The sequence below is a fragment of the Corynebacterium belfantii genome (assembly GCF_041898185.1).
Classification (GTDB): Bacteria; Actinomycetota; Actinomycetes; order Mycobacteriales; family Mycobacteriaceae; genus Corynebacterium; species Corynebacterium belfantii.
On the sequence record NZ_CP157823.1, the window covers coordinates 549647 to 570723 of the forward strand.

A 21077-nucleotide genomic window follows, 5' to 3' on the forward strand; every position below is an offset into this window, starting at 1 on the left:
CATGCGTGATTACGTCGAAATCGGAATGGGCCGCGAGGCCCGCCGTACCTACCACCTCGACAGCGTTGCTATCGTGCCGTCACGACGCACCCGCTCGTCCAAGGACGTAGACACCACCTGGCACATCGACGCCTACACCTTCGACATCCCGTTCATGTCACACCCCACCGATGCTCTGGCGACCCCAGAGTTCGTGATCGAGATGGACAAGCAGGGTGGACTCGGCGTGATCAACTCGGAAGGCCTCTGGGGTCGCCACGCTGACCTCGACGCTGCAATCCAAGAAGTCATCACCGCATACGGCGACGACGACCTCGACCTCGGATCATGTAACCGCGCCACCAAAAAGCTCCAAGAACTCCACGCCGCAGCACTCGACACCGATCTCCTCGTCGAGCGCATCGCGCAAGTTCGCGCATTAGGCGCAACCGTGGCAGTACGTGTATCGCCACAGCACTGCCACGAACTTGCTCCCATCCTGATCAAAGCAGGTGCTGAGCTCCTCATCGTGCAGGGCACCATCATCTCCGCTGAGCACGTGGAAACAAACGGCGAGCCACTCAACCTCAAGGAATTCATCGGCTCCATTGATGTTCCAGTCATCGCCGGTGGTGTTAACGACTACACCACGGCACTGCATCTCATGCGCGCCGGTGCCGTAGGCATCATTGCCGGCGGTGGGCAAAATACTAACGATTGTGCGCTAGGAATCGACGATTCTCTCGCAACAATCATCGCTGACGTTGCTGCGGCGCGCCGAGATTACTTGGATGAAACCGGTGGCCGCTACGTGCACGTGATCGCTGATGGTCGGATTTTCACCTCCGGTGACGCTGTCAAAGCGATTGCATGTGGTGCCGACGCTGTGATTTTGGGTGAGCCACTGGCTCGTGCCGCTGAAGCCGGAGGCAAGGGATTGTACTGGCCTTCTGCTGCAGCGCACCCTCGATTCCCTCGTGGCGTGGTGGGTACTGCAGGTGTTATGCCGAATGCCGAGCAGGTGAGCTTGGAAGTGCTGCTGCACGGCCCATCTACGAATGTGTTCGGCGAAGAGAATTTCGTCGGTGGCCTCAAACGTGCGATGGCTAAGTGTGGTTACACGGACTTGAAGAGCTTCCAAAAAGTGGATCTGACAGTTCAGTTCTAACTATCGTTAACGGTTTGCTACAACGCGCACACTGCCAAGATAAGGCGGAGTGCGCGTTTTGTTTCGATTAGATATCGATGGGGGTGACCCCATTCCCAAATAGTTAGGATTGTGTTACCTTAGGAAGCTATGCACTCGAATCCACTAATTTCTGTTGCGCGTTCTAAAGCATCGGCTTTATTCGCAGCACTCGCGCTGGTTCTCGTTGTCACGCTAACCCTTGCTGGTTGTTCCTCAGATAAATCTGAAGAGACAGCCACTGAGGCGAAAAAAGACCCATCCAGTATTCGCGTTGTGGCCTTGGACTGGCGCTATGAGGAAATTCTTCATGCATTAGGCATCACCCCAGTTGGCATTGTAGAGATTGGCAAATCCAAAGAGCCACAGACCTTGAAAGGCAAACTAGAGGGTGTGACGTCGGTAGGCCAAGCAAAGCAACCAAACTTGGAAGTCATCCAGTCGCTAGAACCTGACCTAATTCTGGCAAGCCCTACTCGCCAAGCAGCGATCATGGATCAGCTCAAAGAGATCGCTCCCACCCACGCCTACGGTGATACCTCCTACACCGAAGTTCTAGACGCCATGGATGACATTGCCACCAAGGTAGGCGCAGAAGACAAAGCTAAGGAAGTCCGTACCCGTATCGAGTCCAAGGTTGCCCAGGCGAAAAACAAAGTAGAGCCAGGTACCCGCACCGCACTGATCGGTTGGTCCAAAAACACCCTCTACACCTGGGTGAAAGATTCCTTTGCCGGATCCCTACTGACCGCCGCTGGATACGAATACGGCTACGACGGGGAGAAGTCTGCCATTGAATCGAAGACCGACGTTGCAGAGCTCACCGGTGACAAACTGCCAGAGATGAAGCTTGACGTGATGTACCTCTACAACGACATCGAGGGATTCCGTTCTAGCCCTTATGCAGATGTTGTGTCTAACATCGTTGACGTCGAGCAAGATACGTGGTCGCGTTCGCGTGGCCCGCTGGCTGCAGAAGCCATGCTCGATCAGATCATCAACTCTTAAAACACTGACTATTTGTTAACTGTAGGTTTATGAAATCCCGTGCTGTATTGGCGAGCCTGCTTGCCTGCGGGATAGTTGTTGCGGCTATCGTATGGTGGCGCATATCTGGGGTATCGGCACCAGCCGATGCCCCTCAGCTATTCCCAGAATTGCTCAGTCTTGCCCGCGATCGTCTTCTTGCCGCCCTTATCGTCGGAGCATGCTTAGGCGTAGGCGGCGTCCTGCTGCGTACCGCCACCTCTAATCCATTAGCGGATCCCCACATCACTGGAGTCAACGCCGGAGCCGCGTTTGGCGCAGTAGCTTCGAGCTTTATCACCGGTTCTGCTACCGGTGCCTATCTATTGCCCGGTGCGCTAATCGGTGGGGCCTTGGCCGCAGGTTTTACCATCTCGTTGAGCGTGCGTGGTGCCGGACCTGAACTCAGTGGCGCCCATGCAGTGCAAAAAATGGTGCTGCTGGGTATTGCTGTGTCGGCAGTATTTAGTGCCTTGACCGCCATCTTTTTGGTTCTCGATGAAGCACAATTGACTACCATTTTGGCGTGGCTTAATGGTCGCCTCGCCGGAGTGCGTATGGGCGATCTGTGGCCAGCATTGTGTGCTTTCGTGATGCTGTTTCCGGTACTTGTTGCTGGGGGAAGAGCTTTCGATTCTCTCGGGACAGGAGACGCCGTCAGTCGCGCGATTGGTGCGCATCCGGCGCGGGTACGTACCTTGGCGATCGTTGCCTCAGTGGTGTTGACAGCGACGTGTGTGGCTGCTGCTGGACCTATCGGATTTTTAGGTTTGCTCGCTGCAGTAGTGGCACAACGTATCGCGGGGCGAGCGCATCGACGTAGCCTCGTGGTCGCTTCGGCCGTTGGTGCCACCACACTGTTAGTCGCCGATACCGTCGGTCAAGCATTGTGGGCTCCTGCGGAGACGCCTGTGGGAATCTTGACAGGCATTGCGGGCGTGCCGCTATTGCTGTGGGGCATTCGTTCGCTCGGGTCGGGGACAAAGAGGCAGGGTAAGTGATGGCACAGAAGAAAAACTTTGTTATCACGCTTGTTGTTAGCGCTGCTTGTTTAGTGTTGGCATGTTTATTGGGTATGGCTATCGGGGCTGTGCAAAAATCTCTGCCCGATGTTGTTGCGGGGCTCATCAGCGGCGAAAGCCTTTATTGGCGGTATCGCATGCCGCGTATTGTGGTGGGAGTTCTCGCAGGTGTTGGCATGGCTGTCTCGGGCAGTTTGCTGCAGACGTCGTTACGCAATCCGCTTGCGGCCCCCGATACGTTGGGGATTACCGCTGGTGGAGGGCTTGCTGCTGTAGTGGCCTTGTTGGGATTTGGGCAACTGTCGCCGCTTGCTCTCACCCCGATCGCCTTTGTGGGATCGCTGCTCGGCGCCGTGGTGGTTTTGTTGGCAGCAGGGAAGTCGATCTTCGATCCGGCGCGGTTAGCGCTGACAGGTGTTGCGGTGTCTGTTGGTCTTGCCGCCGTTACGCAACTGTTGCTGGTACGTGTTGCCCCTGAAGCCGGTGCGGCGATGACGTGGCTGAAAGGCTCGCTTTATGCCAGGACGATGGCCGATGCGATGACAGTTGCACCCGTCGTCGTGCTTGGTTGTCTGGTCGCCCTGGCAGGGGCGAAACACTTTAATGCATTAGCTCTTGACGATGCGACGATGACAAGTATCGGCGTGCGCAGCCACCTCTTGCGGCTGGTGGCACTAGGCGTTGCCATCGCATGTGGCTCTGCTGCCGTGGCGGCTGCCGGTGTACTCGGCTTCGTAGGATTGATTATTCCGCATGCAGCAAAACTACTGGTTGGCCAAGCGTTGTCTCGTCAGATACCAGTAGCTGCGGTCGCGGGGGCAGCGTTAGTGGTTGCTACCGACGCGGTAGGGCGATGGGCATTCACGCCAACAGAAATTCCCGTCGGGGCACTCATCGCGATCGTCGGTGCGCCGTACTTTATTTATTTGGTCCACCACGTGACAAGTGTGAAAAGGAAATAAGAGATGGTACAGAACTCCACGGTAACAACGTCACAGCTGTCTCTCGGCTGTAGATCAATGTCTGCAGGGTATGGGGAAGAATTGATTGTTCGTGACGTGTCACTCCAAGTACCAGCGGGGAAAATCACTGCGCTGATCGGTCCGAACGGTAGCGGAAAGTCGACCCTGCTGAAGGTGCTTGGGCGGCAGCTGCGCACAGAACATGGTCAAGTGATGTTGGATGGCCGCGATATTGCAGATTTTGGTGCGCGTGAATTCGCACGGAATCTCGCATTCCTTCCGCAACAGCCGGTGGTACCAGACGGAATGACGGTGCGTGAGCTTATTTCTTTTGGACGTTATCCGTACTCGGGGGCGTTTGCGTCGTTAAGCGCGGCAGATCATGCTGCCATTGAGCGGGCTGCGGCGGCGACGAGTATCACTGAGTTTTTGGGCGCCGATGCCATGGCATTGTCCGGTGGACAAAAACAACGCATGTGGATCGCGGTCACTCTGGCGCAAGAAACAGGAATTTTGCTTCTCGACGAACCTACGACCTTCCTTGATCCTGCGCATCAATTGGCGATTCTTGATCTGGTTCATGAGCTGAATCAGCAAGGCCGCACGATTGTGATGGTGTTGCATGATATGGCACATGCGGCAAAGTATTCCGACCATGTTGTGGTGATGAAAAATGGGGAAGTTTTGCAGCAAGGGCCAACGCAGTCAACGTTGGATTCTGGGCTGATTGAGCAGGCTTTTGGTATTTCTACCATGATGGTGGCCGATCCAGAGACGAATCGCCAACTTCCGATTGCCTATGGTATCAAACGATAGTTTAGGGTAGCTTCGCCTAATGTGTTAGAAAATGGTTATATATCCCAGAGCAATTGTGAATTCGACATCCGCGGTCGCCTCCTAGCCGCACTCATCGACGAACACCTGATCACCCCTGAGACACACCACGCGCTGACCCACACCACAACCCCGCCAGCCGACCTGCTTCGCCAACTCGCCCAAGACAACCAGCTGACCATCACGCCCACCAACCTCGAACGCGCCTGCGCCGAAATCGCCGACAGCGTGGTGGGCCTCCATCGCGCACGCACCGCCATCACACAACGCTGGCAACAAGCGCTGAATGCACAAACCACAACCAATACATCCCAGACTCCCTACAGCGACCTCATCCAAGCCCTGCGACAGCGTTGTCGACCAGAAGACCGCAGATCGTCTGCCATGTTGGCACGCTGCGAACAACTCGTCTGCGACGGGCATCCTGCACATCCTGCGGCCAAGACCTCGTTAGGAATCGGCGATTCTTTCCCACACGTCCTCCCAGAACAAACAGAAACGATCCAGCTACGCTTCGTCGCCGTTGACACCAGCCACGCCATCGTCGTAGGAGGACACCCAGTAGAAACCATCAGTGAAGCCATGCCGCTATTGGGCGCGCGGCTAAACGCTGAGCTAGAGCGTCGTGAATTGCACCACCACAGCGTGATCCCCGTGCACCCATTTCAATGGGACAACGTGATTACCAGCGAATTTGCTGAAGAAATCGCCTCTGGGACCATCCAACTCCTCGACACCACCGCCACCGCAGAGCCCCTCATGTCCGTGCGCACACTGCGTGTCAGTGACGCTACTGGTTCCATGCACATCAAAGTGGCGCTCGAAATCCAACTCACCGGAGCAGTACGCGGAGTTTCGGCAGGAGCCGTCGCAGCGCCCGCCATCGCCAGCATTATTGACGACGCCTGCACCCTCGACGCCGGGTTCATTCCCCGAACCGACACCGACCAACCAGCATTTAGCGTTGCCTATGACCGCAGCGCCATCCGCTGGAATGCCGACAGCGGAATCCGCGCCCACTGCTTTGGCGCTGTGCTTCGCGACGACCCGACAGGAAACGCAGACGACGAGATCGCGATGCCCGTCGCAACGCTGCTAGCACGCAACCCACTCACCGGCGTCACCATCGCAGCGGACCTCATCGACGAACTCAGCCACCGCCACAACCGTCACCGCGACGAAATCGCCACCGACTGGTTTACCGCACTCGGAAAACTCCTATTCGTCCCAGCCGTCGCCCTCATCGCACGATGGGGAATAGCCCTCGAACCACACCCCCAAAACACCGTCATCATTCTTCGCGACGGCATGCCTCACCGCATCGTCGTCCGTGACCTAGGCGGCTGTCGACTCTGGGCAAACGGCCCCCTTGCCGCACACCCCATCGTCGACAAGCTGCGCGCCACCGCACTGATAGAAAACAACCTCATTCGACTCATCGACAAAGTCTTCTATCCACTCGTAGCCAACCTATACCGCAATCTCCTCACCGCCGCAGCCACCACCGAAGCCGCCCAGCAGCACATTAACCTCGCACTTTCCACACACATCGCTCGCGAATACTGGCGCACCACTGCTTCATACCTACACCCAGACGACACAGTGGCCACCGTATTCCAACGAATCCTAGGGCCCGTGTTACCCGTTAAACGAGTACTGGGAATGCGACTATCTGGAGCCGTAACCGAACAAGAATACGTGGCAGACACCAACCCCCTAGAAAACCTCGATTTACTCACAACCGAGTCCCTCCACACAGAATGCGCACCATACGCCGAGTGGGCCCACGAAACCCTAGCGGCCCGCCTTCGCGATGCTGCTGTTAGGGAAGGAATCGACGATTCCTTCCTAACCCTTCGCGACGACATCGCTAACGCGGAAGAAAACCTTGCCCTCGTTCGAGCCCAAGTCACCGCGCGCGTCAACGCCCCCACAAGCTACTGGGACCTCCTCAAAGGCCTACCGCCACATGCAGCAATGATCGCCGCCGACTCCTATGCCATCAGCGGACACAACGTGCACCCCCTCGCCAAGCTGCGCCGCGGATTTAGCATCGAAGAATCTTTAGCATACGGTCCCGAAGCGGGGATGACCGTTGACCTGAGACTGGTTGGTGTCGACAAGCAAATGATCGACACCTCTACCACCGCCGACTGCGCCCAACTGATCGCCCACCACTTTCCGCAGCACATCGCATACGCGCGTACTCACCTGCACGAACACGGACTCGACGCAGATTCCTACGCCATCGTTCCCGTCCATCCCTGGCAACTAGAGCACGTGATCAAGGAAGTATTCGCCAAGGACATCACTGACCACACGATGGTGCCGATTCCCAATATCGCCATCGCCGCACACCCCACGATCTCCTTGCGCACCGTAGTACCTCACGCACCTACCGCCTGCGGAACCCGCCCGTTTATCAAATGCGCCGTCGATGTCACATTGACCTCCACACGACGATCGATCTCCCAACACAGCGCGCTTGGCACCCCACGAGTCGCCACCATGGTGGCAGCAGCCCTAGACCAACTATGCGAAGAGACAGGCACGCAGCCACGAGCGGTCGTAGTCCCTGAACTCAGCGGATTGGCGCTTAGCCACGATGAAAGGTCGGAAGGAATCGACGATTCCTTCCACAAAACACGCCAACGAGGGCTCTCGGTTCTTTTGCGTGACGACGTCACCGCGTATCTCGCGCCGGGTGAAATCGCGGTAAGTGCGTGTGCTTTGCGCGGGCATGAAGGTGTGGTTCCAAGTCCGCTGCGCGATATTAATGAGGAGTTTTTTGATGATTATGTCTATGACTTGATGTCCACAGTTCTCGGATTGATGATGCTGAAGGGGATCGCCTTGGAACAGCATCTGCAAAATACGCTGGTGCGCATTGACTTAAGTGGTGAGACACCGACGTATCGGGGACTTATTTTGCGTGATTTCTCGGGGCTGCGGGCGTGGGCTCCTCGGTTACAACAGTGGGCCAGTGATCAGGTTTTTGAACCCGGCGCGATGACGTTGACGAATGATCGTGAGGAGTTTTTGAATAAGGGCTTTTATGCGTCGGTGTTTGGCAACCTTGATGGGATTGTTGATGAGTATTCTCAGGCGCGGGGTGTGGATGCACAGAGTCTGTGGGATCGGGTGCATGTGCAGATTAACCGGTTTGTTGAGGAATCTGCGGTGCCGTTGCCGGAGACTGATATGGAGTGGATGCGGCGGGAGACGATTCGTCGTAAGGGGTTTGTGTCGATGAGTTTGCAGGGCTCTAGTGCAGATATTTATGTGGAGGAGCGTAATCCGTTGGCGGGTAATCCGGCTTGGGTGTAAAACCGGCGCGGGTATGTGCGTGAGGGAAGGAGAGGTGAGGATGCGTTCAGCGATTCGGCTCATGGTGGGCCAGGCGCTGGTGTCTCGTGTTTCTGCTGCTGCGGAGTTGGTGGCGTTAAATTGGTGGGTTTTTCACGCTACGGGGTCGTCGGCGATGGTGGGTGCTGTGACGTTGGCGCGGCTTGTTCCGCTCGCGGTGGCGGGCCCCTGGTTGGGGGCACGTGCAGATCGTGTGGAGCCGACTCGGTTGCTGGCGGTGGTGTTGTCAGTGGGTACCGTGATGACGGTTCTGATGGCGTGCGTGATGTATGTGCAGGGTGAGGGGTCGTCGATACGCGGGGTGTGGATGGTGGTTGTTGCGGTGGCGGTGCGTGCTGCGGTGACGTCGGCTGAGCCGGCTATTCGTAATGCGACGGTTGCTGCGATGAGTGGTCCGAGTGAGTTGATGTCGGCGATGACGTCGTTGTCGTTGGTGATTACGTTGTCGCTGGTTGTTGGCCCTGCGCTCGCCGGTGTGCTGATGGCAGTGGGCGGTTCGGCGCTGGTGGTGGCGTTGTGTGGGGCAGGGTATGCGGTGGCGGCGGTGTCGTCGTTGGCGTTGCCTCGCGTATCGACGCCTCCTGCGGCTGCGCCGTCTTCGTCAGCTGCAACCCCGTGGCGTGCAGCTATTCGTGTGGTCGGTGATCACCCGCGGCTAGGTGCGCAGCTTGTGATCGCTGCAGGTCCTATGTTGTGTGTTTTTCCCTATACCGCGATGATGCCGGTGATTGCGCATACGTTGTTTGCTGATGATGCGCAGCGGGGCATTGCCATCCTTTCCGCTGCTGGTGGCGTGGGCGCAGTGATCGGAGCGGTGTTGATGAAGAAAGTTTTAGCCACCCCGCCTGCCGTGTTGGCTGTGGGGGCTGCGATTGCGTTGACGCTTCCTACTGTTTTTCTTGCGGTGATCGCGGCGTTGCCGAAGATGATTATTTTAGGTGCTGTCTGTGTGTGTCTTTTGGGATTCGTTGGGCAGTTATATCGCACCTCGAACCGCACAGCAACGCTGCTGCTGGCACCGGATGAACACAAGGGACTTTTTGCTGGGATTTCTCAAACTGATCGCGTTCTTATTCCGGCTGGCGCATTCCTGCTTGGTTTTGTTGCTGACCATTGGGGCGTCGTCGTCATGGCTGCAGTGATGGCTGTGGGCAATGCAGTACTTATTTTGCCTGCGCTTTTCCTTATTGCTCGAAATAAGAACGTGGCTAGTTCTGATGTATTAGATTGATGGTCATGATAGTGGCAGCAATGACGGTGATCGTGGTGTTAACACTGCCTGGGTACCTGTGGGCCATGGTGCGTGTTCCTCGGAATGCTCGCCGGCAGCCAGCAAGCCACATGACATGGGGCATTGTTGTCGGACTTGTGAACTGGATCCTCACTATGAGCTGGGGAAATTCTTCGCAGTATTCGCCGGTGCAGGTAGCAATATCGGGTGCGCTGATGGTCGCCTGGGTGGCGTGGTGCACGTGGCGGTGGGAGTCGATACTCATGCGTGCTGTTCCAGCGACGTGGGGTGCGATCGCTGGTTATGCCGGCGGCTGGTCCGGAATGGCAATGCCTTCCGATGTGACCGGTCTATGGGCTGTTGGCTTAGTGTTCTTGATCCTTGGAATGACCGCAGGGCTGAGCTTGGTGGTTCTTATTGTTGCCGTGCTGAAGTTACTCGTTGCGCGTGCGCGCCAGTAGCGTATCGACGCGCTGTTCTAGTCGCTGCTGCACCTGCGGCCATTCCTCACGGAATTCCGTGTCCGAGGATTTTCCGTTTGAGTCATCTCAGAACAAACTGGATACTTGGTAGGAACCGTCCATCGCTACGTAAAACAACCCCGACAATCATGGGCTTACCCGATAAAGTAGAAATCGCAAACGGGGGACCGAAAACGCCAAATCAGCTCTTAATTTAGAAAGTTTACAAAACCGCTCACAAGGAAATTTAGTCACGATACAATATGACGCAAAGCACCCTTCGTGGGTGTTGAACTCCAGAAACCAAGTGCCCACACCAACAAGGATGGACAAAGTTCATAGGCAACGGCAGGAGTAATTGCTATGAGTTTCGGGATGCACACAGCATCTATTGCTTTCAGTCTGGCGCTAGCTCTTCCAATGTCTATGATGTCAGCCCCGAAAGTACAGGCATTTCCAGATTTCCCAATCTCACTAGAGCAGGAAACAAGCTACGCAGTCACTAACTCTAATGACTGTTCCGAATTACACAACGATGAGCCAGTAGCTGTGCCATATGCGATAGTGGCTGCTGTAGAAAAGCTCATCGACAACGGCACCATTGACCCTAGCGTTGTTTTCGCTCTGAACAACACCGACCCGAATGTTACTGTCGTTGGACTGCAGCCTCGAGCATTGCCCGCAGTTGCAGCACTTGCTCTTGCTGGAGTCGCGTGGTATGCTAAGGGTGCGTTGTAAAGTCTCGTTCCTTCAGCATTGTAAGTAATGGTGCATCAAGCTAATTCGAACGTTCCGCCACCTGATTAGGTTTTGAATACTATCTTCGGCTGCGCTGGAGACCCTGTATTGGGTGCGCTTACCAGTCAGGCGATGCACCTAAAGTTCGCAGGTGCCGTTCTTGCTGCTGTTATTAAGTTGAGGAATTTTGGGTAGTATTTGGTTTCCGCTCTCCGTGATGATTTGCGCGGCTATCCTTTGCGCTACTGCCATACCAGCTGTTTATAGTTCCAGACCAAATCACCCTTTGGTCAGATATAGATCTACAGCCGCAGGGTGGTGGTTCTTCATTGCAACTCTTGCTTACGTAGCTAGCTGCGTTTTGTTGATACTGTCACTACCGCAAGAAATAGCGATCGGATGTGGCTTCATTGGATTAATCACTTGCACTGTCGGATACGGAGCTGCAAGTGGAAAGCAGTAGTGAGTAGGACAGATACAAGCACCCCAGCATATTGCGCAATAAGACGGAAAACAAAAGGTGATCTTCGGAAAAATAACTCCTATTACCTACCTTTCTTTTTGCGCTGCCAGCCATTGAACAGTCCACTCCCAGACTCGTGTTGGTGTGTGAGCTTTACCATGTCTACCAACGCGACCACATCCGCAAAAACAGATCATCCACTGGCATCGCCAGCGCGCCCTCAACCGACTCTTTACAAGCAAATGAAGACCGCTAAAACGGTGTCTGGTCGGTGTTCTCGAGGCTTTGATTGAAGTGAACTGCTCCCCATTAGTTGGTGTCTGATTTCTCAGTCCAACTAATGGGGAGCAGTTCAGGAATGACACCCAGCTGGGTCGCCCGATCTCGCCCTCTCGTCGGTGTCATCCTCGCCGTAGCCCTCATCGTCACCGGTATCTTCAAAGCCAATGTCGATCATCAATCCGGTGCCTATGCCACCGGTGCCCTCGTTCTGTTAACTTCCGGTGCCTGCGCGGTCACGTTATGGTCGATAGGCGCCCTGCACACCCAACGACGCACGCCAGCAACCATGGCGGCAACCGCCGGATTTTCGTCCTTACCCTAATTTTTATCTACACAACCGTGGCCAACATGATCGAACGTCCGGAAGGAATTCGCGTTTCTGCCTGTTTCATCGTCGCCATCATTGCAAAATCGGCCCTGTCGCGGGCGCGTAGATCCTTCGAATTGCGCACCATATCTATCACATACGACGCAGCAGCAGCCCGAATCGTGCACAACGCTGCCTGCACCACCCGCATGGCCATGGTTGCGCACTCCGCATTATCGACGTATCCCGCAGACTACGAACGCAAAGAAGCGGAAACGCTCAGCCAAAACAACCTCCTCGACACCACGCCACTGGTGTTTCTAGAAGTAGGAATCCGCGATGCCAGCGAGTTCTACTCGCCGATTACAATCACAGGCCATGTTGTCGACGGCGTAGAGGTGCTCCGAGCCCACGCCGCTTCAGTATCCAACGCTATTGCAGCTATCGCAATCGACCTGCAACGCAACGCTACTGTGGACCTCTATTTCAACTGGAGTCCAGGAACGCGGGTGCGTGACATGCTGCGTTACCTCATCATCGGACAAGGGCACAACGCAGCTGTTGTTCATGAGATCTTGCGCCGAAATGCGGCCAAGGAAAAGCGATCGCCCCCGTGTCCATGTTAGGTAGACGGGGTGCTGGGGCGTCGATACGCAGGAAAATGACAGACAGTGAGGGAATATGCGGGCACGTCAGGTAAGATTTTGGCCGTGACGCAGCAAACTTCCCAAAAACACAATCCAGTCTTGGTTGTAGACTTTGGCGCGCAGTACGCCCAGCTGATCGCTCGGCGCGTGCGCGAAGCCAGCATCTACTCCGAGGTCGTCCCGCATACCGCCACGGTTGAAGAGATCAAGGCCAAAAACCCAGCGGCGTTGATCCTGTCCGGTGGCCCATCATCGGTCTACGCCGACGGCGCGCCATCGCTTGACCCACAGATTCTCGAACTCGACATCCCCGTCTTCGGCATCTGCTACGGCTTCCAAGCTATGACCCACGCCCTAGGTGGCACCGTGGCCAACACCGGCAACCGTGAATACGGCCGCACCGAAATGACCGTCGATGGCGGCATTCTCCACGCTGACCTCGAAGAAACCCACAAAGTGTGGATGAGCCACGGTGACGCTGTCTCCGTTGCACCAGAGGGATTCGTCGTCACCGCCCACTCCGAAGGTGCACCCGTCGCAGCCTTCGAATGCGCCGAAAAGCGCATGGCAGGCGTGCAATACCACCCAGAGGTTCTGCACTCGCCACACGGCCAAGAAGTCATGGTGCGCTTCCTCACTGAGATCGCCGGCCTTGAGCAAAACTGGACCGCAGCCAACATCGCCGAAGAGCTTATCGACGCAGTCCGCGCACAGGTCGGACCAGAAGGCCGCGCCATCTGTGGTCTTTCCGGTGGTGTTGACTCCGCAGTCGCAGCAGCACTCGTCCAGCGCGCCATCGGCGACCGCCTCACCTGCGTATTCGTCGACCATGGCTTGCTGCGTGCAGGCGAACGCGAACAGGTCCAAACCGACTTCGTCGCTGCAACCGGCGCAAAACTCGTCACCGTTGACGAGCGCGAAGCATTCCTGAACAAGCTCGCAGGTGTCACCGAACCAGAGGCTAAGCGCAAAGCCATCGGCACGGAATTCATCCGCTCCTTCGAACGCGCAGTCGCCGGCGTTCTCGACGACGCACCCGAAGGCTCCACCGTGGACTTCCTCGTCCAAGGCACCCTCTACCCAGACGTTGTCGAATCCGGCGGCGGCTCCGGTACCGCCAACATCAAGAGCCACCACAACGTGGGTGGCCTGCCCGACGACGTAGAATTCCAACTCGTCGAACCACTACGTCTGCTATTTAAAGACGAAGTACGCGCAGTGGGTCGCGAACTCGGCCTGCCTGAAGAAATCGTCAACCGCCAGCCCTTCCCAGGCCCTGGTCTCGGCATCCGCATCATCGGCGAAGTCACCGAAGAGCGCCTCGAAACACTACGTGCAGCTGACCTCATCGCCCGCACTGAGCTGACCGCAGCCGGCCTCGATAGCGAAATCTGGCAGTGCCCAGTAGTTTTGCTTGCCGACGTCCGTTCCGTCGGTGTCCAAGGCGACGGCCGCACCTACGGACACCCCATCGTCCTACGCCCCGTCTCCTCCGAAGACGCCATGACCGCAGACTGGACCCGACTGCCATACGACGTGCTCGAGAAAATCTCCACGCGTATCACCAACGAGGTCCCAGACGTCAACCGCGTCGTCCTCGACTGCACCTCCAAGCCACCAGGAACCATCGAGTGGGAATAATCCCCACACAGTTCCAACACGAAGCCCCCACGTTGTGCAGTAATTCCTACTGCACAACGTGGGGGCTTCGTGCTTGCTAACCCACCGCCATTACCGACACCACCTCACCTAAATCCACAACTTCCCCTGACGACGATGCCAGAACACAACGCCCGCCGATCGCATATTTGATGAGATTTCCGGAAAGAATCGACGATTCTTTCCGACGATTCTTTGTTGTGTAGGAGATGACTTTCCGTGTACTGGCATTGCTCAGTACGAGCGTGGGGGCGTCGTGAAGCGTAGGCGCAAGCGTGACAAGGAGACGCGTGGCGGTGGTGGGGGTGAGATCTCCGAGGTTGTCGATGCGTGTGATGACGCCGTAGCGGTGAGCGTCGATACGCAGTGGTTGGTGGATTTCTGCGCGGGTGATGTGCTCGAATTCCCACGTCGTGGGGGGCGTTGCCGAGGGACGGCTATGCGATGCCCACAGATGATGAATTCCGAGGTGGGGGAGGTGGTGCGGATACGGTAGATACGGCCGCTTGCTAGGGCGTTTTCGGTAAGCGTGGTGGGAAAGTCGTCGAGGTAGGCGCGAAGAATTGCGATGGTGTCGGCGGGGTTGCTGCCCCAATCGAGGCCATGATTGCGCAGGATGTCGAGGATTGCAACGAGGCTGAGGTTTGGTTGGCCTTGCCAGATATCTTCGACAAGCCGCAGGATGGTGGGGATGGTGGTGGGGCCGGGAACACTCTTATCAGTGTAGGGGGTAGCGGGGGTGTGAGCCTATGCACTGTTGCGCGTACTTGCGCAGTGGGGTCACGTAGTAGTGTGCTGGGCAGTAGTTAAGAGTGATGCATGGAGGTTTCGCGATGATTATCGATCAGTACTGGGGAAAGTACTTTGGCGATAGCGCCGATAGTCAGCGTCTGGCGCAGTATCTTGCTGGAAAGAATCGTGAAGTCCTTCCCACCTCAGAGATTTTCCAGGACTTTCAGCTCGCGCAGCTCAGCGGTAATTACACACAGGCTTCACTTGATGGTGCTGGATGGCATTTTGACTCGGCGTTTCAGTTTGTAATCGATTTAGCGGTGTTAGTGCTAGAATCGAGGAAAGTGGGGCGGTTTAGCATCGCGCGGATTGGGGGCCCGGAGGATCGTTTCATGCGTATCGACGTCACCACCGACGAACTGCTTCCCATCACCATGGCGCTAAAACACTATGCGCTTGCGCCGGAAGATTATCTCTTCTCCCACGGCATTGATGAGGACGACTGGTATGAGCTGGGCAATCTTTGCGAGGAGATCCGTGCCCAGCTCGATGCATAGCCACACGGAGTGATTTAAGAAACCCTGATGTCCCCGATGTCGTTGATGACGACAAGACGAAGCGCGCTGCCATCGGCTTGATCATTGACGGTATCCGACGGACAAGAAGAACTGCCAACCTTGTTTTTGCAGGTAACAATGGTGCGTATATCGTCAGGCAAGCGAACATCAATGTCTCCGATGTTTGATTCGACAATGACCTCACGATCGCGGTCAAGCTTGTGAAGATCGCGCAAATCTAACGAAATATCACCCACATCGGTGGTGTACTCATCAGCAAGCTCCTTGCTGGTGGTAGGACGTACCTCAACGCTGCCCACCGACTCCGAGGTCACCCAAGGAGCTACACCTACGAACGCAAACACAATAGAAGCACAACCAATAGCGGCAGCAGATAGCAACGCTACCAATCCGATCACCCACGGCGTACGACGCTTCTTTTTAGGCTGTGGCTGCTCAGTAGGATCCGGCAAATCCCAAGCAAACGGAGCTGCTCCTAGCGGATCCCATGCGGGTGGTTGCTCACCACTGACCGGTGCAGTATGCCCTGGCGCTGGGGAATATCTGCTTAAATCTACCGTTGGTGCAGAAGAATCGGCTGCGGTGGAGAAACCCTCAGCATGAGGGCCTGACTCCCCATCCGTGGGGAACAACAAACCCACCGGTGGTATCGGAGTGCGCTGCTGCAACAGATACCAACTAGCACCGAACATAGCTATTGCCACAATACTAGAGAACCGAAAGATCTCTCCCCACGCCGTAGTAAACGCGATGAAAAGAAGAAACGCTATCAGCACCCAACCAGTCTGCTTCTGTTGTTTTTCCGCATCCGACATCGGCTGCCCAGTTGCGCCCCCTGTCTCTGCGGACGAGGTGTTCTGTACAACCAATTCCCACGGCGAATAGCGCATTGAATACTTCGGCATAGTCAGCCACGCCACTAAGTACAGTGCCAGTCCCCAGCCAGAAAACAGCAGGAGAACAAAAAGGATACGAATCAAAGTGGGATCGATCTGATACCGCACACCGATTCCCTCACACACACCAGCAATCTTGGCATTGCCGCCCTGATCGCTAGGCAGTCGGACTGGGCGAGTGTCCCACATGTTTTTCCACGTTGTTTCCATGACTCCCATTATGCCGACCACCGCGCCCTCCCCACATCAGGGATAGCCCTGAACTTCACCCTTAAAAACAAAAACCCTGAACATTCAGGGACATCCCCTATGTGCCCGTGGCCACGGCACATGCAACAATAATCCACATGCAGCCAGCTTTTCCCCGTTATTACCGCGACCGCTCCCACAGCATAGTCGCCGGTGTTGCAGCAGGACTCGCCAGCTATCTAGGTGTCAAAGTTGTAACAGTGCGATGGGTTCTCGCACTGTTATCTTTTGTTAACGGAATCGGCATCCTCTTTTACGTCGCTGTGTGGCTTTTCATCCCGACGCGTCTGGAACCGGAAGATAATGCTGGCACTACCAATAATGCCCATAATGCCGACACCGCAATATATACAGATAAAAGCTCATCAGCCACGCTGACCAACTGGCTTTTAGTCTTCGCCGCGTTCGCAGGCGCGGTGTTGACGGGAAGAATCGCCAATTCTTTCCTAGGAATTCCCACGCCGTTGCTGCTTTCCCTAGCCATTTGTGCCATCGGCATTATGTTGTCGTGGATCGCATACGACCGCTTTAATTCCAAATATTCGATTGTCATTATTGCTGTGGGAACAGTTTTTGTTTTTACCGGCATCGTTCTCGCCACCGTGGAATGGGGCGGCGATAGTGGCTTCGGGGTAGCACTGCTTGCTGTTGCGCTTACTCTTTTAGGGGTTTCCGCGTTGGCTGTACCGTTTGGCTTGCAGATGTGGCGTCGTTACACAGAAGAAAGCCGACAACGCGCTGCAGCAGATGAACGTGCGGAGATTGCGGCAAGAATTCACGATTCCGTCCTGCAAACACTGGCGTTGATTCAAAAGCGTTCCACCGAAGCGGAGGTACAAAAACTTGCGCGCTTCCAAGAACGGGAATTACGGCAATGGCTTTTTGCTCCCCGTGACAATGTCTCGTTTTTCGCCGCGATTGAACGGTCCTGTGGAGAGGTCGAAGACATGTTCGGTGTGACTGTTCATCCTGTCACGGTGGGCGAAGATCGCATTATTGACCACAACACGCAAGCTGCAGTTTTTGCTGCTCGAGAGGCGATGGTCAATGCTGCCAAGCATGCAGGAGTTCCTAGTATCGACGTCTATGCCGAGTGTTTTGACAACGTGGAAATTTATGTGCGTGACCGAGGGCTTGGGTTCGATTTGGATGCAATTGCTGAAGACCGTCACGGTGTGCGTGATTCCATTATCGCTCGAGTGCAACGTTGTGGTGGTGAAGCACAAATCACCTCCAATAACGGCACGGAAGTCGTGATTCGAATGCCTTTTGACGGACAATAGAAGGCATGAAAGTATTCCTCGTCGATGACCACAGTGTTTTCCGGTCTGGTGTGAAAGCAGAAATTAGCGATGCCGTCGATATTGTTGGCGAGGCGGGAACCGTCGCCGATGCCATTGCCGGCATCAACGCCACAGACCCAGACGTGGTGCTTCTCGACGTCCACATGCCCGATGGTGGCGGCGTAGCTGTTGTGCGCAGCATCTTTTCGCAGCAAGGTATCGGGAGGAATCGTCGATTCCTTGCACTAAGTGTTTCGGATGCCGCCGAGGACGTAATTTCGGTTATCCGTGCTGGCGCTCGTGGCTACGTGACCAAGACGATCTCGGGTGCAGAACTAGTCGATGCTATTCGACGAGTCTATGATGGCGATGCAGTGTTTTCGCCACGACTCGCTGGATTTGTTTTGGATGCCTTCGCGCGCCCCGATCCGGTCGGCGCTGGTGTGGTCAATGCTCCAGAATCTGATCGCGCTGTTGAGGAAGGTAAACCGGTTGCGGATCCTATTGTGGATGCGTTGACGCGCCGGGAGCTGGAGGTTTTGAAGTTGTTGGCTCGTGGTTATACCTACAAAGAGATTGCGGCGGAGTTGTTCATTTCGGTGAAGACCGTCGAAACGCATGCGTCGAATATTTTGCGCAAGACACAGCAGTCGAATCGTCATGCACTTTCTCGGTGGGCACAGTCGCACGATTTGGATTAGCGCGTGGGGGACGTGCAGCGCGCAGTTGGGTCTGGTTTTCGTTTGTTTCGCGTTTCTACACAGGCAGGGCACATGCGTAAGGCTTGATGGCAGACGCATGCTTATCGACGCTTCCTTCGAGTTGCGATCCCCAAAAGGAGTGTTTCCACGTGAAATCTAAACCTTTCCCTCTGTTTGTTCCTGTATTGAGTGCCCCTGTAGTGCTTACTAGTTGTGGGCAATCGGATGAGCCTCAACAAAGTGCGGCTGATAACGGTGTGACGGTTACCAACTGCGGTAAGGAGGTGGCTTATGCACAGGCAGACAATCTGTTTGTCAATGATGCCAACATTATTTCGATGGTGTTGTCGGTAAGTGCTGCAGACAAGAGTAAGTATGTTAGCTCAGTTCAGATTGACCGAGATCTTTTGCATGCCAAGTATGGGCAGGCGATTGATAATGCAGAAGATGTTGTGGAAGGTTCGCCTTCTTTTGAAGCAGTCGTTGCTAAACACCCAGATATTTTTATCGGTGGTTGGAACTCTGGAATGTCTGGGGAGAAGAACCTTACGCCTGATTCTTTGAAGGAGCAGGGGATTGTTTCTTACATTATTAGTGAGACTTGCCGGCAAGAAGGTTCGACGAAGCGTGGTGTGTACAGTTCGTGGGAAGTAGTAAAGATGGGCATCGCTAACTTTGGCAAGATTACGGGGCATGAAGATACTGCGGATTCTGTAGTCAAAGATTTGGATTCTCGCTTGGGTGCGTGGAAGAAGGCGCCACAAGCGGACAAAGCGCCCACGGCTTTCGTTTTTGATTGGTTCGGACACTGTGTTTACCTCGGGCAAGTTTGGTGCACCACGGGCAATTATTGAGGCTGCTGGTGGGCGTAATGGTGCCGAGGGGATCGAGGACACGTGGACTACCGTGAGTTGGGAGTAGCTGTCGGCTTCGAATTACGAAGGATCTGCCTGTGGTGAAGCAAAAACGTTTTATCAACTTGCCTAACGCTATGTGGACATCGGGTGCATTGAACATTGATGGTGCAGAGCATGTGCATAAGGGTTTTGAACAGTTCGGCCTTGTTCCGTCGTCGGATGTAAAGCCTGCGCTGCAGCTCCCTAAAACCGTTGCTGGTCAGGATTTCCTGAAGTAAAACTGCGAAGGGTTACGTGCGTGGTGGCGTGTCGACGAACGCCAGTGCTCTGGTGCCGTCGACATGCGGGAATGTTAGCCATATCCATCCGAAGGTAATGAAGAATGCGATGGCGGTAACCCAGAAGGAGGCTGGTGCTAATAAGGGGGGCGAGCATGAGTGCTAACCATACGAAGAATAGGGGAACAACCTGGGAAAACTTGGGGGTGTAGTGCAGGTTGCGTTTTTCGAGGAATGTGCGGATCTCTTTGCGGTAAGGGTGGGAAAAGAGAACTAGGAAAGCAGCACCTGCGCTGATGAGAAGCGTGATTACTTGTATCTCGCGTGCAAGGCTGGTGGTCAAGACTGCAACTGCTACAGCAATGAGAGCGGAGCTGATAAAGCGCACTGTTGGTGGGGTGGGTATGGGCGTAGGCAATGCTGTTGCGGAAATTGCGCTTGATAGGCCATTCATAATGGGCAAGGTTAGCAGTTCCTTTGCTACGTAAGGCTTGACGGGGTGTTCTCACAGGTTCTATTATAGCCACATGGTTCAAACGGGTGTTCGATCTTTTGGGGTGAGAGGGGATCCTGCCTCCATGGCTGTTGATGAGCGAATTTCTCTACTTCGTTCACGCATGCAATCCATATCTAAAAGCGGGGATTTTTCTTTAGATTCTAATCGTAAAGCTAAAGATAAAAGCATTATTCCGTTATCTGATCCACTGTCCCGCGTGTTGCCGTGGGGTGGGGTGCCTCGGGGAATGATTATAGAGTCTACTATTGCCCCATTGCTTGCCATTTTATTTATCGCACAAGTGAGCGGTTCTGGTGGGAGGGTAGGGGTTGTGGGCTGGCCAGATCTTAACTATGCGGGTGTGCTGGGATACGGAGGTTGCTATGAGCGAATTTTTGCTGTACCCCAGCAGGAACGCGCCTCATTACGTGTTGTTACAGCCCTTGCGCACGGATGCGATCTTGTGATCACACGTGCAGGGCCTACTCCTAGGACGTACACGCCGCTCCAAACTCAACGATTTCGTAATTCTTTACGATCAGATGCTGGCTGCGTGATCATGATGGGAGACCATGTCGTTTCACCTGCAGCGCGTTTAACTTCCGCGGTGGTGGGATACCACGGGATTGGGAAAGGGACGGGGCGTATTAAGGCTGTAGAAATCACTGTAACGGGCATGGCCAAGGGTTTTTATCAAACTTCGAGAGTTATAGTTGGCAAGCACATAGCTCCTGTTGCTGAGAAAACAACGATGAAAGTGGTCTAAAGAAACTCATGCGTGCGCTGGCTTTATGGTTTCCAGATTGGCCGATCCAAGCCGCATACAGTGACGGTATTGTGCAAG

18 protein-coding genes and 2 pseudogenes are annotated in these 21077 nt (G+C 55.1%); 17 read left to right on the plus strand and 3 right to left on the minus strand.

What is annotated here, in order from left to right; genetic code table 11:
• Window position 1 precedes the first annotated feature (1 nt).
• The 12 genes from ABMV07_RS02925 (at window position 2) to guaA (ending at window position 14145) form a co-directional block, all read left to right on the plus strand.
• Window positions 2-1147, plus strand: a complete 1146-nt coding sequence (locus tag ABMV07_RS02925) for a GuaB3 family IMP dehydrogenase-related protein (protein WP_088267670.1) — start codon at window positions 2-4, stop codon at window positions 1145-1147.
• Between the two features lie 129 nt (window positions 1148-1276).
• Entirely contained in the window at window positions 1277-2173 is an 897-nt protein-coding gene (locus tag ABMV07_RS02930) for an iron-siderophore ABC transporter substrate-binding protein (protein WP_088267669.1), read from the plus strand.
• A gap of 29 nt (window positions 2174-2202) precedes the next feature.
• Window positions 2203-3192 carry an iron ABC transporter permease gene (locus ABMV07_RS02935; protein ID WP_196977157.1) on the plus strand — a complete coding sequence of 330 codons (990 nt, stop codon included), beginning with the start codon at window positions 2203-2205 and terminating at the stop codon, window positions 3190-3192.
• Window positions 3192-4175, plus strand: coding sequence for a FecCD family ABC transporter permease (locus ABMV07_RS02940; RefSeq protein ID WP_088267667.1), 984 nt, complete (start codon window positions 3192-3194; stop codon window positions 4173-4175). Before ABMV07_RS02935 ends, ABMV07_RS02940 begins: the two co-directional genes overlap by 1 nt.
• 3 nt (window positions 4176-4178) lie before the next feature.
• Window positions 4179-4991 (plus strand): ABC transporter ATP-binding protein, encoded by an 813-nt coding sequence (locus ABMV07_RS02945; RefSeq protein ID WP_088267666.1) that lies wholly within the window; start codon window positions 4179-4181, stop codon window positions 4989-4991.
• A gap of 21 nt (window positions 4992-5012) precedes the next feature.
• On the plus strand, window positions 5013-8336 hold the full coding sequence (locus tag ABMV07_RS02950) for an IucA/IucC family protein (protein ID WP_196981371.1): 3324 nt from the start codon (window positions 5013-5015) through the stop codon (window positions 8334-8336).
• A 40-nt stretch (window positions 8337-8376) separates the two neighbouring features.
• Window positions 8377-9606 (plus strand): MFS transporter, encoded by a 1230-nt coding sequence (locus ABMV07_RS02955; protein ID WP_088267664.1) that lies wholly within the window; start codon window positions 8377-8379, stop codon window positions 9604-9606.
• Window positions 9606-10067, plus strand: a complete 462-nt coding sequence (locus tag ABMV07_RS02960; protein ID WP_197694828.1) for a hypothetical protein — start codon at window positions 9606-9608, stop codon at window positions 10065-10067. Before ABMV07_RS02955 ends, ABMV07_RS02960 begins: the two co-directional genes overlap by 1 nt.
• 420 nt (window positions 10068-10487) lie before the next feature.
• Window positions 10488-10805, plus strand: a complete 318-nt coding sequence (locus tag ABMV07_RS02965) for a hypothetical protein (RefSeq protein WP_234914313.1) — start codon at window positions 10488-10490, stop codon at window positions 10803-10805.
• Between the two features lie 821 nt (window positions 10806-11626).
• The gene (locus tag ABMV07_RS02970) at window positions 11627-11872 is read left to right on the plus strand and encodes a hypothetical protein (RefSeq protein ID WP_196981372.1); all 246 of its coding nucleotides are present in this window, start codon (window positions 11627-11629) and stop codon (window positions 11870-11872) included.
• Window positions 11873-11898: 26 nt separating this feature from the next.
• Window positions 11899-12483, plus strand: a complete 585-nt coding sequence (locus tag ABMV07_RS02975) for a hypothetical protein (RefSeq protein WP_196977160.1) — start codon at window positions 11899-11901, stop codon at window positions 12481-12483.
• 84 nt (window positions 12484-12567) lie between these two features.
• The gene (gene guaA / locus ABMV07_RS02980; RefSeq protein WP_374064850.1) at window positions 12568-14145 is read left to right on the plus strand and encodes a glutamine-hydrolyzing GMP synthase; all 1578 of its coding nucleotides are present in this window, start codon (window positions 12568-12570) and stop codon (window positions 14143-14145) included.
• A 76-nt stretch (window positions 14146-14221) separates the two neighbouring features.
• On the opposite strand, the gene ABMV07_RS02985 is transcribed toward guaA, so the two are convergent.
• Complete coding sequence (locus ABMV07_RS02985) at window positions 14222-14758, minus strand: hypothetical protein (RefSeq protein WP_229254970.1); 537 nt, start codon at window positions 14756-14758, stop codon at window positions 14222-14224.
• Window positions 14759-14996: 238 nt separating this feature from the next.
• Here ABMV07_RS02985 and ABMV07_RS02990 point away from each other — a divergent pair, with 238 nt between their 5' ends.
• On the plus strand, window positions 14997-15452 hold the full coding sequence (locus tag ABMV07_RS02990) for an imm68 putative immunity domain-containing protein (RefSeq protein ID WP_088267660.1): 456 nt from the start codon (window positions 14997-14999) through the stop codon (window positions 15450-15452).
• Between the two features lie 14 nt (window positions 15453-15466).
• Here ABMV07_RS02990 and ABMV07_RS02995 read toward each other — a convergent pair whose 3' ends face one another.
• On the minus strand, window positions 15467-16588 hold the full coding sequence (locus tag ABMV07_RS02995) for a PspC domain-containing protein (RefSeq protein ID WP_088267659.1): 1122 nt from the start codon (window positions 16586-16588) through the stop codon (window positions 15467-15469).
• Between the two features lie 92 nt (window positions 16589-16680).
• Between ABMV07_RS02995 and ABMV07_RS03000 the strand changes: the two genes are divergently transcribed.
• The 3 genes and pseudogenes from ABMV07_RS03000 (at window position 16681) to ABMV07_RS03010 (ending at window position 19737) form a co-directional block, all read left to right on the plus strand.
• A complete protein-coding gene (locus tag ABMV07_RS03000; protein ID WP_374064851.1) occupies window positions 16681-17901 on the plus strand; it encodes an ATP-binding protein in 1221 nt (406 codons plus the stop codon).
• Between the two features lie 5 nt (window positions 17902-17906).
• On the plus strand, window positions 17907-18602 hold the full coding sequence (locus ABMV07_RS03005; RefSeq protein ID WP_088267657.1) for a response regulator: 696 nt from the start codon (window positions 17907-17909) through the stop codon (window positions 18600-18602).
• 149 nt (window positions 18603-18751) lie between these two features.
• A pseudogene (locus ABMV07_RS03010) lies at window positions 18752-19737 on the plus strand (ABC transporter substrate-binding protein).
• Between the two features lie 12 nt (window positions 19738-19749).
• Here the strand turns inward: ABMV07_RS03010 and ABMV07_RS03015 are convergent.
• Window positions 19750-20191 (minus strand): annotated as a pseudogene (locus tag ABMV07_RS03015) (hypothetical protein).
• A 124-nt stretch (window positions 20192-20315) separates the two neighbouring features.
• Between ABMV07_RS03015 and ABMV07_RS03020 the strand changes: the two are divergent.
• Window positions 20316-20999, plus strand: a complete 684-nt coding sequence (locus ABMV07_RS03020; protein ID WP_196977892.1) for a hypothetical protein — start codon at window positions 20316-20318, stop codon at window positions 20997-20999.
• The last annotated feature ends 78 nt before the right edge of the window (window positions 21000-21077 follow it).

Coding starts and splice junctions, on each gene's coding strand:
- ABMV07_RS02925 (WP_088267670.1), top strand. CDS start 2: ATGCGTGATTACGTCGAAATCGGAATGGGCCGCGAGGCCCGCCGTACC.
- ABMV07_RS02930 (WP_088267669.1), top strand. CDS start 1,277: ATGCACTCGAATCCACTAATTTCTGTTGCGCGTTCTAAAGCATCGGCT.
- ABMV07_RS02935 (WP_196977157.1), top strand. CDS start 2,203: ATGAAATCCCGTGCTGTATTGGCGAGCCTGCTTGCCTGCGGGATAGTT.
- ABMV07_RS02940 (WP_088267667.1), top strand. CDS start 3,192: ATGGCACAGAAGAAAAACTTTGTTATCACGCTTGTTGTTAGCGCTGCT.
- ABMV07_RS02945 (WP_088267666.1), top strand. CDS start 4,179: ATGGTACAGAACTCCACGGTAACAACGTCACAGCTGTCTCTCGGCTGT.
- ABMV07_RS02955 (WP_088267664.1), top strand. CDS start 8,377: ATGCGTTCAGCGATTCGGCTCATGGTGGGCCAGGCGCTGGTGTCTCGT.
- ABMV07_RS02960 (WP_197694828.1), top strand. CDS start 9,606: ATGGTCATGATAGTGGCAGCAATGACGGTGATCGTGGTGTTAACACTG.
- ABMV07_RS02965 (WP_234914313.1), top strand. CDS start 10,488: ATGTCTATGATGTCAGCCCCGAAAGTACAGGCATTTCCAGATTTCCCA.
- ABMV07_RS02970 (WP_196981372.1), top strand. CDS start 11,627: ATGACACCCAGCTGGGTCGCCCGATCTCGCCCTCTCGTCGGTGTCATC.
- ABMV07_RS02975 (WP_196977160.1), top strand. CDS start 11,899: ATGATCGAACGTCCGGAAGGAATTCGCGTTTCTGCCTGTTTCATCGTC.
- ABMV07_RS02990 (WP_088267660.1), top strand. CDS start 14,997: ATGATTATCGATCAGTACTGGGGAAAGTACTTTGGCGATAGCGCCGAT.
- ABMV07_RS02995 (WP_088267659.1), bottom strand. CDS start 16,588: ATGGGAGTCATGGAAACAACGTGGAAAAACATGTGGGACACTCGCCCA.
- ABMV07_RS03005 (WP_088267657.1), top strand. CDS start 17,907: ATGAAAGTATTCCTCGTCGATGACCACAGTGTTTTCCGGTCTGGTGTG.
- ABMV07_RS03020 (WP_196977892.1), top strand. CDS start 20,316: ATGGCTGTTGATGAGCGAATTTCTCTACTTCGTTCACGCATGCAATCC.